This is a genomic window from Janthinobacterium sp. Ant5-2-1 (assembly GCF_001445815.1).
GTDB lineage: Bacteria > Pseudomonadota > Gammaproteobacteria > Burkholderiales > Burkholderiaceae_D > Janthinobacterium > Janthinobacterium lividum_E.
The window spans coordinates 36,684-50,647 of record NZ_LNCE01000056.1 but is presented as its reverse complement, the minus strand read 5'-3'; the positions used below and the strand labels follow the sequence as shown (position 1 = coordinate 50,647).

Sequence of the window (13,964 nt, the reverse complement as noted above, 5' to 3'; positions counted from 1 at the left end):
CTATTGATGTTGCTGGACTGTCTTATTTCAGGTCTGCAAGCGCTAAATCCTTTAAAATAGCAGGTTATAAGAAAATTCCCGGAAATCTGAGGAATATTCGCACTTGATGTTGCAGTTTTTAGTTTCACTAACAACGCCCGGCAAAACCGTCGCGAGCGGAAGGGAGAGGTGGCCGAGACGCGCAACCGTACGAAGGTACGGTGAGCATCGCAGGCCGCCTATACCGACGCGCAGCAGGTTTGGCCAGGCGTCATACGAGGATGAACAATGTCTATATCCAGCACCGAAGAGATCGTCGCTGAATTGCGCGCCGGCCGCATGGTGATACTGGTCGATGAAGAAGACCGGGAAAATGAAGGCGATCTGGTGCTTGCCGCCGATTTCGTAACGCCTGAAGCCATCAATTTCATGATCACGCATGCGCGTGGTCTGGTCTGCCTGACCCTGACGGAAGAGCGTTGCGACGAGCTGAACCTGTCGATGATGACGTCGCGCAACGGCACCGCTTACGGCACCAATTTCACCGTCTCCATCGAAGCTGCCGAAGGCGTGACGACGGGCATTTCCGCCGCCGACCGTGCCAAGACCATCCAGGTGGCTGTGGCCAAGGGCACGCAGCCCAGCGATATCGTCCAGCCCGGCCATATCTTCCCGCTGAAAGCGCAGAAAGGCGGCGTGCTGATGCGCGCAGGCCATACGGAAGCCGGTTGCGACCTGACGGCCATGGCCGGCTTGACGCCCGCATCCGTGATTTGCGAAATCATGAAGGACGACGGCACCATGGCGCGCCTGCCGGACTTGCTGGTGTTTGCCGAGCAACATGGCCTGAAGATCGGCACGATTGCCGACCTGATCCATTACCGCAGCCAGACGGAGTCCTTGGTCGAGCGCGTTGCCGAGCGCACCCTGCACACGGCGCACGGCGAATTCCGCCTGATCGCCTTCCGCGACAAGCCCAGCGCGTCGGCCCACCTGGCCCTCGTGCATGGCGACCTGGCTCCCGGCCTGGAAGCGCTGGTGCGCGTGCACCAGCCCGTTTCACTGCTGGACGTGCTGGAAAGCGAAGCGACCACCCACTCGTGGACGGTGGCCGCCTCGATGGCCGCCATCAAGCAGGCCGAGCGTGGCGTGATGGTTTTGCTGAACTGCGGCGAGACGTCGAGCGAGCTGTTTGCCCAGTTCGCCGCCCTGGACACGCCGCAAGCCAAGCCGAAAGGCCGCGCCGCCAGCATGGACTTGCGCAGCTATGGCATCGGTGCACAGATCCTGCGCGACTTGGGCGTGAGCAAGATGCAATTGCTGGCCAGTCCCCGCAAGATGCCGTCGATGGTCGGTTTCGACCTGGAAGTGACAGGTTTTCAGTGCCATCCTGGCCAGCAGTAATTAAATAATTTCAGCGGCCTGGCACATGGCTGGCCGCTGATCACCTGATAAAGAGGCATATGATGACCGTAGGAGCATACGAAACCAATTTTGCCGGCGAAGGTTTGCGCGTCGGTATCGTCCAGGCACGATTCAATGAAATCGTCGGTGGTGGCTTGCTGTCGGCATGCCTGGAAGAGTTGAGCAAGCTGGGCGTGGCCGATGAAGATATCCTGCACGTGACCGTGCCGGGCGCCCTGGAAATCCCACTGATTCTGCAAAAAATGGCAGAAACCGAGCAATTCGACGCCCTGATCGCATTGGGCGCCGTCATTCGCGGTGAAACCTACCACTTCGAGCTGGTATCGAACGAATCGGGCGCGGGCATCACGCGCGTCGGTCTCGATTACGGCATCCCCATCGCCAACGCAGTGTTGACGACCGAAAACGACGAGCAGGCGGAAGTGCGCATGCTGGTCAAGGGAGCCGAAGCGGCACGCGTGGCGGTGGAAATGGCCAATCTGGCGCAAGCGCTGGAAGAGTTGCAAGACACAGACGAGGATTAATCGTGCTTGCGCCGCAGTGTGCTGCCTGGCAGCGCACCGCGGTATTCGTCACTATCTGCAGTACATACGTATTTAAGAACAGGTAACAATCATGACTGAGAAAAATTTGCTCGCCAATCCCAGCAAAAACCGCACGCCGCGTCACCGCGCGCGCGAGTTTGCGCTGCAGGGCTTGTACCAGTGGCTGCTGAATAATGAAGACGCGACCACCGTCGTGAACAATATTCGCGCGGCCCACGGTTTCGACAAGGCCGATGGCGATCATTTCACGGTGCTGCTGTACGGCGCCATCAAGGATTCGCTGGCGTTGCGCGAAAGCATGGCTCCGTTGATCGACCGCAATATCGCGGAACTGTCGCCGATCGAACACGGCATCCTGCTGATCGGCGCTTTCGAGCTGAAGAACAACATGGAAATCCCGTACCGCGTCGTCATCAACGAAGCGGTCGAGCTGGCCAAGTCGTTTGGCGGTATCGACGGCCACAAGTATGTGAACGGCGTGCTGGATAAATTGGCAGTGAAATTCCGCGAGGAAGAAGTGGGCGCCAACAAGCGCAAGTAATATATAGCGTAATCCCTGCGGCTGCTGCCGCAGGGCAGTAAAAAAGCCACCGGCACTTGCATGCGGTGGCTTTTTTACTGGGTGCTGCTTTTTGGATGCCCCTGTGAGGGCTTTTAAAGGGTCACAGGCCGGCGATCTCGTTGTGGGGCAATACTTTGATGGTGATGCCGCTTTCCGCTACCGCTGCCGGCGCCTTGGCTGGGGCTGGCGTGTTCGATGCCATCACCGGTGTCGTGGTCGGCACGCGCTGGCCGGCCGATACTTGTTTCAGGCGGCGGTATTCAGCCAGCACGCGCGAGCCGTAGCCCGAGTCGGTGGCGAAGTTGGCGGCGCCCACGTAGGTTTTCAGGCCCGCTTCGACGGAACCGCCACGCGTGACGTAGTCTTTCAGGATCAGGGAGCCGACGCGGATATTGGCGACCGGGTTCAGGGCTGCTTGCACGCCGCCCATTTCCTGAAAACGCTCATGGTGTACTTTCGACATGACTTGCATCAAGCCTTGCGCGCCGACGGGGCTTTCCGCGAATGGGTTCAAGCCCGATTCGATGGCCATCACGGCCAGGATCAGCAGCGGGTCCAGCTTGATTTCACGGGCCGTCAGATACGCCGTCGACACGAGCATATTGGTCGCATCGTTGGCCACGCGGTAACGCTTGGAGAGCCAGTTGGTGACCCATTGCTGCTGCTTTTGCGTGCCCAGCAAGGCTTTTTCTTCCTTGCTCAGCGGTGCTTCGCTGGCGGCGGCCGTTTGCACGGAAGCAGGCGCTTCCATCAGTGCCGACAGGGCCGGCGCTTCAACGGCTTGCGCTTCCGCCATCGGCAGCGGGAACAGGCTGTGCGTCAGTTGCTTGCCCAGGTCAGGGCGGAACATCAGCAGGGCGATCAGTGCCAGGGCGGAAATGCCGAAGACTGTCAGTGTGTGTTGCGCCGTGGTTAAAACGCCACGTGCCGAAATGGCTTGTGCGCGGGCGCGCAAACGCGCCAACGCTGGCTGGCCAGCCACGGTTGAAGCAGGCAATGCTGCTTCAGTGCTACGATGAGTCATAGAGTTCCCCGAAATGTCGCGTCAACAGGCAGTCCCTCCGCGGTGTCGCGGTGTTGTGGGTACTGCCAATGCCGTGCATCAGAAATATCATCGTTTCCGCCGCGTATGGATGCGTGCGAGAAACGCCGTCATTGCTTGCTTGAGCTGATCGGTCCCATGCTGGTATTGGATCAGTCGCAATACAACTTTTACCGGGGGTAAGGCAGACGCCTTTTGAAAACACTCCTTAAAATGTCATGTGGAGCCCCGACTCCGTGAATGAAAGAGAAACGCTAAAATCAAGCTCTGGGCCGGCGTGCTCTTTCAAGTTGGGCGAATTGTAGAAGCCGTTTTATATCAAGTCAATACTAACGAATCGTTTCTTTATTACTTTTATGTCTTACTTTTTGACTTGCATTGTGCCAAAAGCCAATAAAATCAATTACTTGGCATAGATCCTTCAGCAACGGCGTCCGACGTCAAAAAAAATTAAAAACACATGAAATATTCAGATTTGCGAGATTTTATTTCTCAACTGCAACAAATGGGTGAACTTAAGCCCATTTCAACCCCCATTTCGCCGATTTTGGAGATGACGGAAGTCTGCGACCGCACCCTGCGCGCGGGCGGACCGGCCTTGCTGTTCAATAATCCGACGGGATACACCATGCCGGTGCTGGGCAACCTGTTCGGCACCACGCGCCGCGTGGCCTTGGGCATGGGCGCGGAAGACGTCAGCGAGCTGCGCAAGATCGGCCATGTGCTGGCGCGCCTGAAGGAGCCGGAGCCGCCGAAGGATTTCAAGGATTTGCTGGGCCTGGGCTCGCTGGTGAAATCCGTGTGGGACATGTCGCCGAAAGAGTTGCGCGGCGCGAAGTGCCAGGAAATCGTCTGGGAGGGTAACGACGTCGACCTGGCGCGCCTGCCCATCCAGCATTGCTGGCCCGGCGACGTCGCCCCCTTGATCACCTGGGGCCTGGTGATCACCAAGGGGCCGAACAAGAAGCGGCAAAACCTGGGCATCTACCGCCAGCAGGTATTGGGGCGCAACAAGGTCATCATGCGCTGGCTGGCGCACCGGGGCGGGGCGCTGGACTTCCGCGAGCACGCGATCCAGAGCAAGGGCAAGCCGTATCCGATCGCCGTGGCGCTCGGCGCCGATCCCGCTACTATATTAGGGGCCGTCACGCCGGTGCCGGACAGCCTGTCCGAATACCAGTTCGCCGGCTTGCTGCGCGGCAGCCGCACGGAGCTGGTGAAAGCCATCGGCAGCGAGCTGCGCGTGCCCGCGTCGGCCGAAATCGTGCTCGAAGGCCATATTTACCCGGACGAAAACCATCCGAGCGGCTACGAGCATGCGCTGGAAGGGCCGTATGGCGACCACACGGGCTACTATAATGAGCAGGACAGTTTCCCCGTGTTTACCATCGACCGCATCACCATGCGCCGCGACCCGATCTATCACTCCACCTACACGGGCAAACCGCCGGACGAGCCGGCCGTGCTGGGCCTGGCCCTGAACGAAGTGTTCGTGCCGCTGCTGCAAAAGCAGTTCAGCGAAATCACGGACTTCTACCTGCCGCCCGAAGGCTGCAGCTACCGCATGGCCGTGGTGCAGATCAAGAAGCAGTACGCGGGCCACGCCAAGCGCGTGATGTTCGGCGTGTGGAGCTTCCTGCGCCAGTTCATGTATACCAAGTTCATCGTCGTGGTTGACGAAGACGTGAATATCCGAGACTGGAAAGAAGTCATCTGGGCCATCACGACGCGGGTCGACCCCATCCGCGACACAACCCTGGTCGACAACACGCCCATCGACTACCTGGACTTCGCCTCGCCGATCAGCGGCCTGGGCAGCAAGATGGGCATCGATGCCACCAATAAATGGCCGGGCGAAACAACGCGCGAGTGGGGTACGACGATTGCCATGACGCCGGAAGTGAAGGCCAAGGTGGATGGGATTTGGCAGGAGCTGGGCATTTAAGCCCAACGGCGTAAATGCTGGGGTCAGTCCCTTCGGGATCGGAATGCTCCCCATTGGGAGCATTCCCCCGCCGGGTCTGACCCCGGATTTTGCTTCCGGGTTTGGTTCGGCTGCACGGCAATTTCCCAATCTTGCGCAGGTCGGTTATAATTGTCCCCGGCGGGCCCCTGCGCATCGTGGCATGGCTAACCTGGTCAGGTCGGGAACGAAGCAGCCACGGCTATTAACCATGAGTGCCGCAGATCAGGCTCGCCTCCTTCGGGAATGTTTTTCAGGATCAACAATCAAGCTGCCATGGGCAGCTTTTTTGCTTTTACGGCCCCGTTTTCTTGCCGATCCGCAGCACTGCCGGGTTTGCCGTGTTTTCCCTGTTTCTACACGGCCATGTTATACAATTGCTGCTTTGCCGCGTTTGCCAGATTTAAGCTGGCCCGGCCATGAGGCTTGCGCCCGCCGCGCAGGATCACCCGCAAAATCGCATGGTAAAATCTCAGCATGTCCTATCAAGTCCTCGCCCGTAAATACCGCCCCAAGAATTTCGAGACGCTCGTCGGCCAGGAGCACGTCGTGCGCGCGCTCACGCATGCCTTGCACAGCGGCCGATTGCATCACGCCTACCTGTTCACGGGCACGCGCGGCGTCGGCAAGACGACCCTGTCGCGCATCCTTGCCAAGTCGCTCAATTGTATCGGCCCCGACGGCACCGGCGGCATCACGGCCCAGCCTTGCGGCGTGTGCGAAGCGTGCACGGCGATCGACGCGGGACGCTTTGTCGACTATATAGAGATGGATGCGGCGTCGAACCGCGGCGTCGATGAAATGGCGCAGCTGCTCGAGCAAGCCGTGTATGCGCCAAGCAATGCGCGCTTCAAGGTCTATATGATCGATGAGGTGCACATGCTGACGAACCACGCGTTCAATTCCATGCTGAAGACCCTGGAAGAGCCGCCCGAGCACGTCAAGTTCATCCTGGCGACGACGGACCCGCAAAAGATTCCCGTGACCGTGCTGTCGCGCTGCCTGCAGTTCAACCTCAAGCAGATGCCGCCCGGCCACATCATCAGCCACCTGGACAATATCCTGGGACAGGAAGGCATTGCTTTCGAACAGCCGGCCTTGCGCCTGCTGGCCCAGGGCGCTCACGGTTCCATGCGCGACGCGCTATCCCTGACGGACCAGGCCATCGCCTACGCGGCCGGCGAAGTCACTTTAGATGCCGTGCAAGGCATGCTGGGTGCGCTCGACCAGTCCTACCTGGTGCGCCTGCTCGACGCGCTGGCGCAGCAAGATGGCGCGGATCTGCTGGCCGTGGCCGACGAAATGGCCTCGCGCAGCCTGTCGTATAACGGTGCTCTGCAAGACCTGGGTACGTTATTGCACCGCATTGCGCTGGCGCAAACCGTGCCCGCCGCCTTGCCGCAGGATTTGCCTGAGTACGCGGACATCGTGCGTCTGGCTGCCGCGTTTGACGCGGAAGAAGTCCAGCTGTTTTATCAGATCGCCGTGCATGGCCGCAATGAACTGGGCCTGGCGCCCGACGAATATGCGGGCTTTACCATGACCTTGCTGCGCATGCTGGCCTTTCGGCCCGGCATAGGCGGCGCCGATGGCGTGCCGGCGGCACCAGCCTCCGTCCCGGGCAATCGTCCCGCCGCCGTGGCCGCCGCGCGCGCCGCTGCAGGGGCATCCGCACCGGCCGCCCGCGCCGCCACGAACAGCGTGGCCAGCCATGCTGCCGTGACACCGCCCGCCGTGGTGGCAGCCGCTGCCGCCAGCATAGCCCGCAGCGAAGCGCCGCCGCCACGCGCGGTTGCTCCGGCACCCGCACCTGTAGCCGCCCCGGCGCCAGCACCAGCACCAGCGGCGCCGCCGCCTGCCGCTCCTGTTCCTGCGGCGGCCCCGGCAGCATCGGGCGCCCCAATCAGTTCCGCCCGCGCCGCCATCAATGCGGCGCTGGAAGCGGCCCGTGCCGCTTCGAAAGGCCGTCCGGGCAGCGCGCCGTCGGCGCCATCGTCGGCGCCCAAGCCGGCTGCCCCTGCACCGGCAGCGGAACCTGTCGCCGCTGCGCCAGCACCGGCCGCACCTGTCCAGGCCGCTCCGCCGCCACCGTCCGCCGCCGCGAAAGCGCCGGCGCCGTGGGACGATGCACCACCCGTGGCCGTGATGGAAGCGCCCGTGGCCGCGCCGCCCGCACCCGCGCCCGTGCAGCAGGCGCGTCCTGCCGCGCCGCCGCCACAGCAGGCGCCAGCCGACGACGACTTGCCGCCGTGGGTCACCGAATTTTCCGACGACAGCGCTTCGGCTGCCGTGGCGGCGCCCGCCGCGCAAAGCAGCGAGCAGCCGGCCGTCATCATGCCGCAGCGTGCCGCCAAGCAAGCTGCACCCAGCGGGCCGTATGTGATCACGCCCGTGCCTGGCCTGGACTGGGACGGCAACTGGCCGGCCGTCGCCGCCGTGCTGCCCTTGCGCGGCATAGCCCAGCAGCTGGCCGTGCAGGCCGAGCTGATCGAATGCCTGCACGACGGCCACAGCACCACGTTCCGCCTGCGCGTGCCGATCGACACGTGGCGCAGTCCGGCCAACGTGGAAAAACTGGCGGCCGTGCTCAGCGAGCGTTTCGGCCGCAAGGTCAATGTCGACACGGAACTGGGCGCCGTCTGGTACACGGCCAGCGCGGAAGCGCAGGCCCACCGCGAGGCGTGCCAGCTGCAAGCGGAAGCAACTATCGCCAGCGATCCCTTCGTGCTCGACATGAAGCGTGCATTCGACGCTTTTGTTGTGCCGGGAACCATTACCCCTGCACCGGCCGGCTCCGCCGCGCCGACCCTGCATTAATGATTAACAAAACTCATAAACTGAATTGAACGGAGCATTCTCATGATGAAAAATCAACTGGCTGGCCTGATGAAGCAGGCACAAGCAATGCAAGACAACATGAAAAAGGCCCAGGAACAACTGGCGCTGGTGGAAGTGGAAGGCCAGTCCGGCGCCGGCCTGGTGAAAATCGTCATGACCTGCAAGAACGACGTCAAGCGCGTCTCCATCGACCCGTCGCTGCTGGCCGACGACAAGGATATGCTGGAAGACCTGGTGGCTGCCGCCTTCAACGACGCCGTGCGCAAGGCGGAAGCGACCTCCGCTGAAAAAATGGCAGGCTTGACTGGCGGCATGAACTTGCCAGCCGGCTTCAAAATGCCATTCTGATGCACTGCCGCATGCGCTCGATCTATGGCACGGGACAAGGTTGATCCATGTCCAAGTCGCTTGAATTCTTGACCGAGGCGCTGCGGCGCCTGCCCGGCGTCGGCCCCAAGTCGGCGCAGCGGATGGCTTTTCATTTGTTGCAGCACGATAGGGAAGGCGCGGCCATGCTGTCGCGCGCCCTGTTCCAGGCCGTCGATGCCGTGCATCACTGCGGCCTGTGCAACACCTTTACCGAACATGAAGTGTGCGAGACCTGTCTCGACGAAGAGCGCGACAAGCGCTTGCTGTGCGTGGTGGAAACGCCCGCCGACCAGCTGATGATCGAGCAGACGCTCACCTACAAGGGCCTGTATTTCGTCCTCATGGGACGGCTCTCTCCGCTGGACGGCATCGGCCCGAAAGACATCCACCTCGAAAAATTGCTGAACCGCGCCAACGATGGCGTGGTCGGCGAAGTGGTGCTGGCCACCAATTTCACCAATGAAGGCGAAGCGACCGCCCACTACATCAGCGAAATGCTGAAGGCGCGGGGCTTGCGCGTGAGCCGCCTGGCCCGCGGCGTGCCCGTGGGCGGCGAACTGGAATACGTCGACGCGGGCACGATTGCCCGCGCGATGCTCGACCGCAGGGCAACCTGACCACAACATGACAGAATCCTCCGCGACCACTGGTCCATTGCAAGGCATTAAAGTGCTGGAACTGGGCACCCTGATCGCGGGGCCGTTCTGTGCCCGCATGCTGGCCGAATTCGGCGCCGACGTGATCAAGATCGAGTCGCCCGATGGCGGCGACCCCATCCGTACCTGGCGCGTACTGAAGGATGGCACCTCGCTGTGGTGGTCGGTGCAGGCGCGCAACAAGAAAAGCGTCACCCTGAACCTGAAAGCGCCGGAAGGGCGTGCCATCGCGCGCCAGCTGGCCCTGGAAGCGGACATCATCATCGAGAACTACCGCCCCGGCGTGCTGGAAAAGTGGGATCTCGGCTACGAACAGCTCAAGCAAATCAAACCGTCCATCATCATGGTGCGCCTGTCCGGCTTTGGCCAGACGGGGCCGATGAAGGATTTGCCCGGTTTCGGCGCCATCGGCGAATCGATGGGCGGCTTGCGTTATGTGTCCGGCTTTGCCGACCGTCCGCCCGTGCGCGTCGGTGTATCGATCGGCGACTCCGTGGCGGCCCTGCACGGCGTGATCGGCGCCATGATGGCCTTGCGCCACCGCGACGTGACGGGTGGTGCGGCTGCCGGCGAAGGCCAGATGGTCGACGTGGCCCTGTATGAATCCGTGTTTAACCTGATGGAGTCCCTGGTGCCCGAGTACGACCAGGCGGGCGTGGTGCGCGAACGCACGGGTGGCTCGCTGCCCGGCATCGTGCCCTCGAATACCTACACGACGGGCGACGGCGAAAACATCGTGATTGCCGGCAATGGTGACGCCATCTTCAAGCGCCTGATGCTGGCCATGGGCCGCATCGACATGGCGGGCGACCCGCAGCTGGCGCGCAACGATGGCAGGGTCGCGCGCACGCAGGAAATCGACGACGCCATCGGCGCCTGGTGCGCCACGCACACGATAGACAGCGCGCTGGCCGTGCTCAAGGCGGCGGATGTGCCGGCCGGTAAAATCTACTCCGTGCGCGACATGATGAGCGACCCGCAATTTCTCGCCCGCGGCATGTTCGAACAGCATCAGTTCCCCGACGGCACGCCCGTCAAATTGCCCGCCATCAGCCCGAAACTGTCCGCTACGCCGGGCAAGACCCAGTGGCTGGGGCCGACCCTGGGCCAGCACAACGACGAGGTGCTGGCGTCGCTGGGGTTTGATGCTGCCGCCATCGCGCGGCTGAAGGCGGATGGGGTGGTGTAGTGGGATGATGTTTGGAAGGTAGGTCGGATTAGCGGCGGCACGCCACGTAACGCCACCACCGGCCAAGTTAACAATGTTGTCGGCTTATGCGCTTCGCGCTAAGCCGACCTACGCAACTCATCTGATATCTATCATGCATCGTTTTTTTCACCGTGCGCTTGCCCTGGCATCCGCCGCCATTGTCCTCTCCGCCTGCGCCAGCTTCCCCCGCGACGCGCCGATTGCCGGCCTGCGCCTGATTGGCGAACAGCGCATCGCGCTTAAATACGCGTTCGAGGGCACCACGGTGGGCGGCTTGTCCGGCATCGATTACGATGCGGCCAGCAAGAGCTGGGTGATGGAAAGTGATGACCGCTCGGAAATCAATCCTGCCCGCTTCTACCGCGCCGCCTTGAACTATGACAGCAAGGCCTTCTCCAGCGTGAGCCTGAGCAGCGTGCATTTCTTCACGCAGCCCGACGGCAGCCGCTATCCGAACCTGGCGCATGCAAAATTGGATCAGGGCGACCAGGTGGCCGACATCGAAACCATCCGCGTCGATCCGCAGGATGGCAGCTTGTGGTATGGCAGCGAAGGCAACCGCAAGGTGGGCTTGCATCCGTTCTTGCGCCATGCGGACATCGACGGCCGTTACCTGGCCACCTTGCCGACACCGGCCATGTTCAAGGTCTCGAAGGAAGAGGTCGGCTCGCGCAACAACATGAGCTTTGAAGCGCTGTCGTTTGCCAGCGATGGAAAGAGCTTGTGGCTGGGCATGGAAGCGGCCCTGTACCAGGATGGCCCGCTGGCCACGCCCGATAACGGCTCCGTCGTGCGCATCACGCGCCTGGACCGCGCGGGCAAGGTGTTGGGCCAGTACGCGTATCCGATTGAACCCGTGGCGTCGCGGCCCGCGCCGGGACGTGAAGCGGACAATGGCGTGTCGGAAATCCTCGCCGTCAACGATCACCAGGTACTGGTGGTGGAGCGGGCCGGCGTGGCCAACGCGGACGGCGTCTACAGAAACCACGTGCGCATCTACGAGATGGATACGGAGGGCGCCACCGATGTGCAGGCGCTGCCGGCCCTGGCGGGCGCGACCTACGTGCCGGCGCGCAAGCGATTGCTGCTGGACCTGGAAAAGATCGGCCTGACACGGGTCGACAATATCGAAGGCATCAGCTGGGGCCCGCGACTGGAAAACGGCCGCCGCAGCCTCGTGTTGATTTCCGATGACAATTTTAATCCGCAGCAAGTCACGCAAATCCTTGCCTTCGAAGTGCTCTAGTTTCCACGCTGGCCAGCTGCTTCGTCTGCCTGGCCAGCATCGCCGTGATCGTGTCGTGCGGCGACGGGTGGCCCAAGAAATAGCCTTGCACCATGTCGCAGCCGTATTCTTCCAGCATCACCAGCTGCTCGTCCGTTTCCACGCCTTCGGCCACCACCACCATCTTCAAGCCATGCGCCATGGCGATGATGGCGCGCGTGATGGCCGCGTTTTCCGCATCCTGCGGCAAGCCGGCGATAAAACTCTTGTCGATCTTCAAGGCCCGCACGTCGAAGCGTTTCAAGTAATTCATTGACGAATAGCCCGTGCCGAAGTCGTCGATCGACAGGTACACGCCAATGCCGCGCAATTGCTCCAGGGTCACCATGGTGGCGCGCGCATCGTCCATCAAGGTGCCTTCCGTCAATTCCAGTTCCAGCAGGCGCGCATCTAGCCCCGTGTCGGCCAGGGCCGAGAGCACGATCTGCATCAGGTTTTCATCCTTGAATTGCTTGGCCGACAGGTTCACGGCCATGCGGATGGCACGCCCGCCATGGCTTTGCCATGCCTTGGCCTGGTTGCACGCCGTGCGCAGCACCCATTCGCCGATGGGCACGATCAGCCCCGTTTCCTCGGCCAGCGGGATGAATTCCGTGGGTGAGATGATGCCCCGTTCCGGATGGCGCCACCGGACCAGCGCTTCCACGCCAACGATCTGCGTGCTGGGCACGTCGATCTGCGGCTGGTACAGCAGGTACAGCTCGTTGTTCTGCAAGGCTTTCCTCAAGCCCACTTCCATCTTGACGTGGCTCATGATTTCCATCGTCAGCGAAGAGCTGTACAGCTTGGCGTTATTCTTGCCGCAATTCTTCGCGTGGTACATGGCCGTGTCCGCATATTTGAGCAGCGAGTTGCAGTCCTCGCCATCTTCCGGATACAGCGAAATGCCGATGCTGGCCGTGACGAAAATCTCGTGCGCCTCGATCATGAACGGGCGGCGCATGGCTTCCTTGACCCGGTGCGCCACGTTCAGCGCGTCTTCCACCCGCTCCAGGTCGGGTATCAATATCGTGAATTCGTCGCCGCCCAGGCGCGCCAGGTTGCTGCCGCCGGAGATACCGCCCAGCTCGTATTCCGCGCGCAGCACCAGGTCGCTGGGGCGGATGGTTTCGCGCAGGCGTTCGGACACCACCTTGAGCAAGTGGTCGCCCACGTCGTGGCCCAGGGTGTCGTTGATGCGCTTGAAGGCGTCGAGGTCCATGAACAGCACGGCGAATTTCTTGTCGTGCTCTTTCGAGCGCACCAGTTCGCATTCCAGCGTTTCCAGGAACGCTTGCCGGTTGGGAATGCCCGTCAGGCTGTCGCAATAGGCGAGGCGGCGGATCTGCTCTTCCGTGCGCTTGCGCTCGCTGATGTCGCGCACCAGTCCCAGCACTTCATCGGCCCCCGTCGCCACCAGGCGTGCTTCGAAATGGCGCGTGCTGTCTTCGTGCGTGAGCGTGTAGTCGACCGAGCCGATGTGCTGCGTGGCCAGCACGGCGTGCGCCTGGTCGAGCAGGCGCGCGGCGATTTCTGGCGGCAGCACGTCGCGGATATGGCTGCCCACGCAGTCGGTGATGGAAAAGCCGGCGCTGGCGTCGTGGCCCTGTTCGTAGTCGAGATAAAAACCCTCGCGGTTGAGGCGAAAGAAGGTGTCGGGGATGGCGGCCAGCACGGCGCGGTTGTGCGCGTCGGCGATGCGCAGGCGGGCGATGGCGTCGCTGGCGCGCAGCACGTACAGCACGCGGTGTCCGAGGATGGGCCAGTTGATGGGCTTGGAAATGAAATCCGTCGCGCCCACCTCGTAGGCGCGCGTGACGGCTTCCAGTTCGTCGCCGCCCGTGACCATGATGATGGGCACTGTGCCGCCCACTTCCTGATGGCGGATTTCGCGGCACACGGCAAAGCCGTCCATGGCCGGCATGTCGACGTCGAGCATGACGAGGTCCGGCCCGCTGTGCTTGTAGCTGGCCAATGCCTGCACGCCGTCTTCGGCCTCGATCACGTCCAGGCCCACCTGCGTGAGCATTTGCCGCATCAGCAAGCGCATCACGGGATCGTCGTCGGCCACCAGCACCAGGCCGCGGGGAGGGGAGAGGGGCGCTGTCATG

The 13,964-nt window shown here is 62.1% G+C and carries 11 protein-coding genes and 1 other RNA gene; 10 read left to right on the top strand and 2 right to left on the bottom strand.

Translation table 11 applies throughout. The annotated features are described in order from the left end of the window. Positions 1 to 267 precede the first annotated feature (267 nt). The 3 genes from ribBA (at position 268) to nusB (ending at position 2,490) form a co-directional block, all read left to right on the top strand. Positions 268 to 1,383 carry a bifunctional 3,4-dihydroxy-2-butanone-4-phosphate synthase/GTP cyclohydrolase II gene (gene ribBA, locus ASN89_RS18655; protein ID WP_046682331.1) on the top strand — a complete coding sequence of 372 codons (1,116 nt, stop codon included), beginning with the start codon at positions 268 to 270 and terminating at the stop codon, positions 1,381 to 1,383. A gap of 62 nt (positions 1,384 to 1,445) precedes the next feature. Next, positions 1,446 to 1,928 (top strand): 6,7-dimethyl-8-ribityllumazine synthase, encoded by a 483-nt coding sequence (gene ribH / locus ASN89_RS18650; protein ID WP_034759563.1) that lies wholly within the window; start codon positions 1,446 to 1,448, stop codon positions 1,926 to 1,928. 91 nt (positions 1,929 to 2,019) lie between these two features. Beyond that, entirely contained in the window at positions 2,020 to 2,490 is a 471-nt protein-coding gene (gene nusB / locus ASN89_RS18645; protein WP_034786595.1) for a transcription antitermination factor NusB, read from the top strand. A gap of 121 nt (positions 2,491 to 2,611) precedes the next feature. Here the strand turns inward: nusB and ASN89_RS18640 are convergent, their stop codons facing one another. Continuing rightward, a complete protein-coding gene (locus tag ASN89_RS18640; protein WP_058050309.1) occupies positions 2,612 to 3,535 on the bottom strand; it encodes a lytic transglycosylase domain-containing protein in 924 nt (307 codons plus the stop codon). Between the two features lie 478 nt (positions 3,536 to 4,013). On the opposite strand from ASN89_RS18640, the gene ubiD reads away from it, so the two are divergent. The 7 genes from ubiD (at position 4,014) to ASN89_RS18610 (ending at position 11,835) form a co-directional block, all read left to right on the top strand. Continuing rightward, positions 4,014 to 5,498, top strand: coding sequence for a 4-hydroxy-3-polyprenylbenzoate decarboxylase (gene ubiD, locus ASN89_RS18635; protein WP_082127552.1), 1,485 nt, complete (start codon positions 4,014 to 4,016; stop codon positions 5,496 to 5,498). A 158-nt stretch (positions 5,499 to 5,656) separates the two neighbouring features. Continuing rightward, positions 5,657 to 5,755, top strand: an RNA gene (ffs, locus tag ASN89_RS28265) — signal recognition particle sRNA small type. A gap of 238 nt (positions 5,756 to 5,993) precedes the next feature. Continuing rightward, complete coding sequence (gene dnaX / locus ASN89_RS18630; protein WP_058050308.1) at positions 5,994 to 8,333, top strand: DNA polymerase III subunit gamma/tau; 2,340 nt, start codon at positions 5,994 to 5,996, stop codon at positions 8,331 to 8,333. A 42-nt stretch (positions 8,334 to 8,375) separates the two neighbouring features. Next, complete coding sequence (locus ASN89_RS18625; RefSeq protein WP_034759121.1) at positions 8,376 to 8,702, top strand: YbaB/EbfC family nucleoid-associated protein; 327 nt, start codon at positions 8,376 to 8,378, stop codon at positions 8,700 to 8,702. Between the two features lie 47 nt (positions 8,703 to 8,749). Then, on the top strand, positions 8,750 to 9,340 hold the full coding sequence (gene recR, locus ASN89_RS18620; protein WP_034786598.1) for a recombination mediator RecR: 591 nt from the start codon (positions 8,750 to 8,752) through the stop codon (positions 9,338 to 9,340). A gap of 7 nt (positions 9,341 to 9,347) precedes the next feature. After that, entirely contained in the window at positions 9,348 to 10,568 is a 1,221-nt protein-coding gene (locus ASN89_RS18615; protein WP_046682335.1) for a CaiB/BaiF CoA transferase family protein, read from the top strand. A gap of 133 nt (positions 10,569 to 10,701) precedes the next feature. Then, on the top strand, positions 10,702 to 11,835 hold the full coding sequence (locus tag ASN89_RS18610) for an esterase-like activity of phytase family protein (protein ID WP_058050307.1): 1,134 nt from the start codon (positions 10,702 to 10,704) through the stop codon (positions 11,833 to 11,835). Here the strand turns inward: ASN89_RS18610 and ASN89_RS18605 are convergent. Then, on the bottom strand, positions 11,804 to 13,963 hold the full coding sequence (locus ASN89_RS18605; RefSeq protein WP_058050306.1) for a putative bifunctional diguanylate cyclase/phosphodiesterase: 2,160 nt from the start codon (positions 13,961 to 13,963) through the stop codon (positions 11,804 to 11,806). The genes ASN89_RS18610 and ASN89_RS18605 overlap by 32 nt on opposite strands. Position 13,964 lies beyond the last annotated feature (1 nt).

Coding starts and splice junctions, on each gene's coding strand:
- ASN89_RS18605 (WP_058050306.1), bottom strand. CDS start 13,963: ATGACAGCGCCCCTCTCCCCTCCCCGCGGCCTGGTGCTGGTGGCCGAC.
- dnaX (WP_058050308.1), top strand. CDS start 5,994: ATGTCCTATCAAGTCCTCGCCCGTAAATACCGCCCCAAGAATTTCGAG.
- ribH (WP_034759563.1), top strand. CDS start 1,446: ATGACCGTAGGAGCATACGAAACCAATTTTGCCGGCGAAGGTTTGCGC.
- ASN89_RS18640 (WP_058050309.1), bottom strand. CDS start 3,535: ATGACTCATCGTAGCACTGAAGCAGCATTGCCTGCTTCAACCGTGGCT.
- nusB (WP_034786595.1), top strand. CDS start 2,020: ATGACTGAGAAAAATTTGCTCGCCAATCCCAGCAAAAACCGCACGCCG.
- ribBA (WP_046682331.1), top strand. CDS start 268: ATGTCTATATCCAGCACCGAAGAGATCGTCGCTGAATTGCGCGCCGGC.
- recR (WP_034786598.1), top strand. CDS start 8,750: ATGTCCAAGTCGCTTGAATTCTTGACCGAGGCGCTGCGGCGCCTGCCC.
- ASN89_RS18615 (WP_046682335.1), top strand. CDS start 9,348: ATGACAGAATCCTCCGCGACCACTGGTCCATTGCAAGGCATTAAAGTG.
- ASN89_RS18625 (WP_034759121.1), top strand. CDS start 8,376: ATGATGAAAAATCAACTGGCTGGCCTGATGAAGCAGGCACAAGCAATG.
- ubiD (WP_082127552.1), top strand. CDS start 4,014: ATGAAATATTCAGATTTGCGAGATTTTATTTCTCAACTGCAACAAATG.
- ASN89_RS18610 (WP_058050307.1), top strand. CDS start 10,702: ATGCATCGTTTTTTTCACCGTGCGCTTGCCCTGGCATCCGCCGCCATT.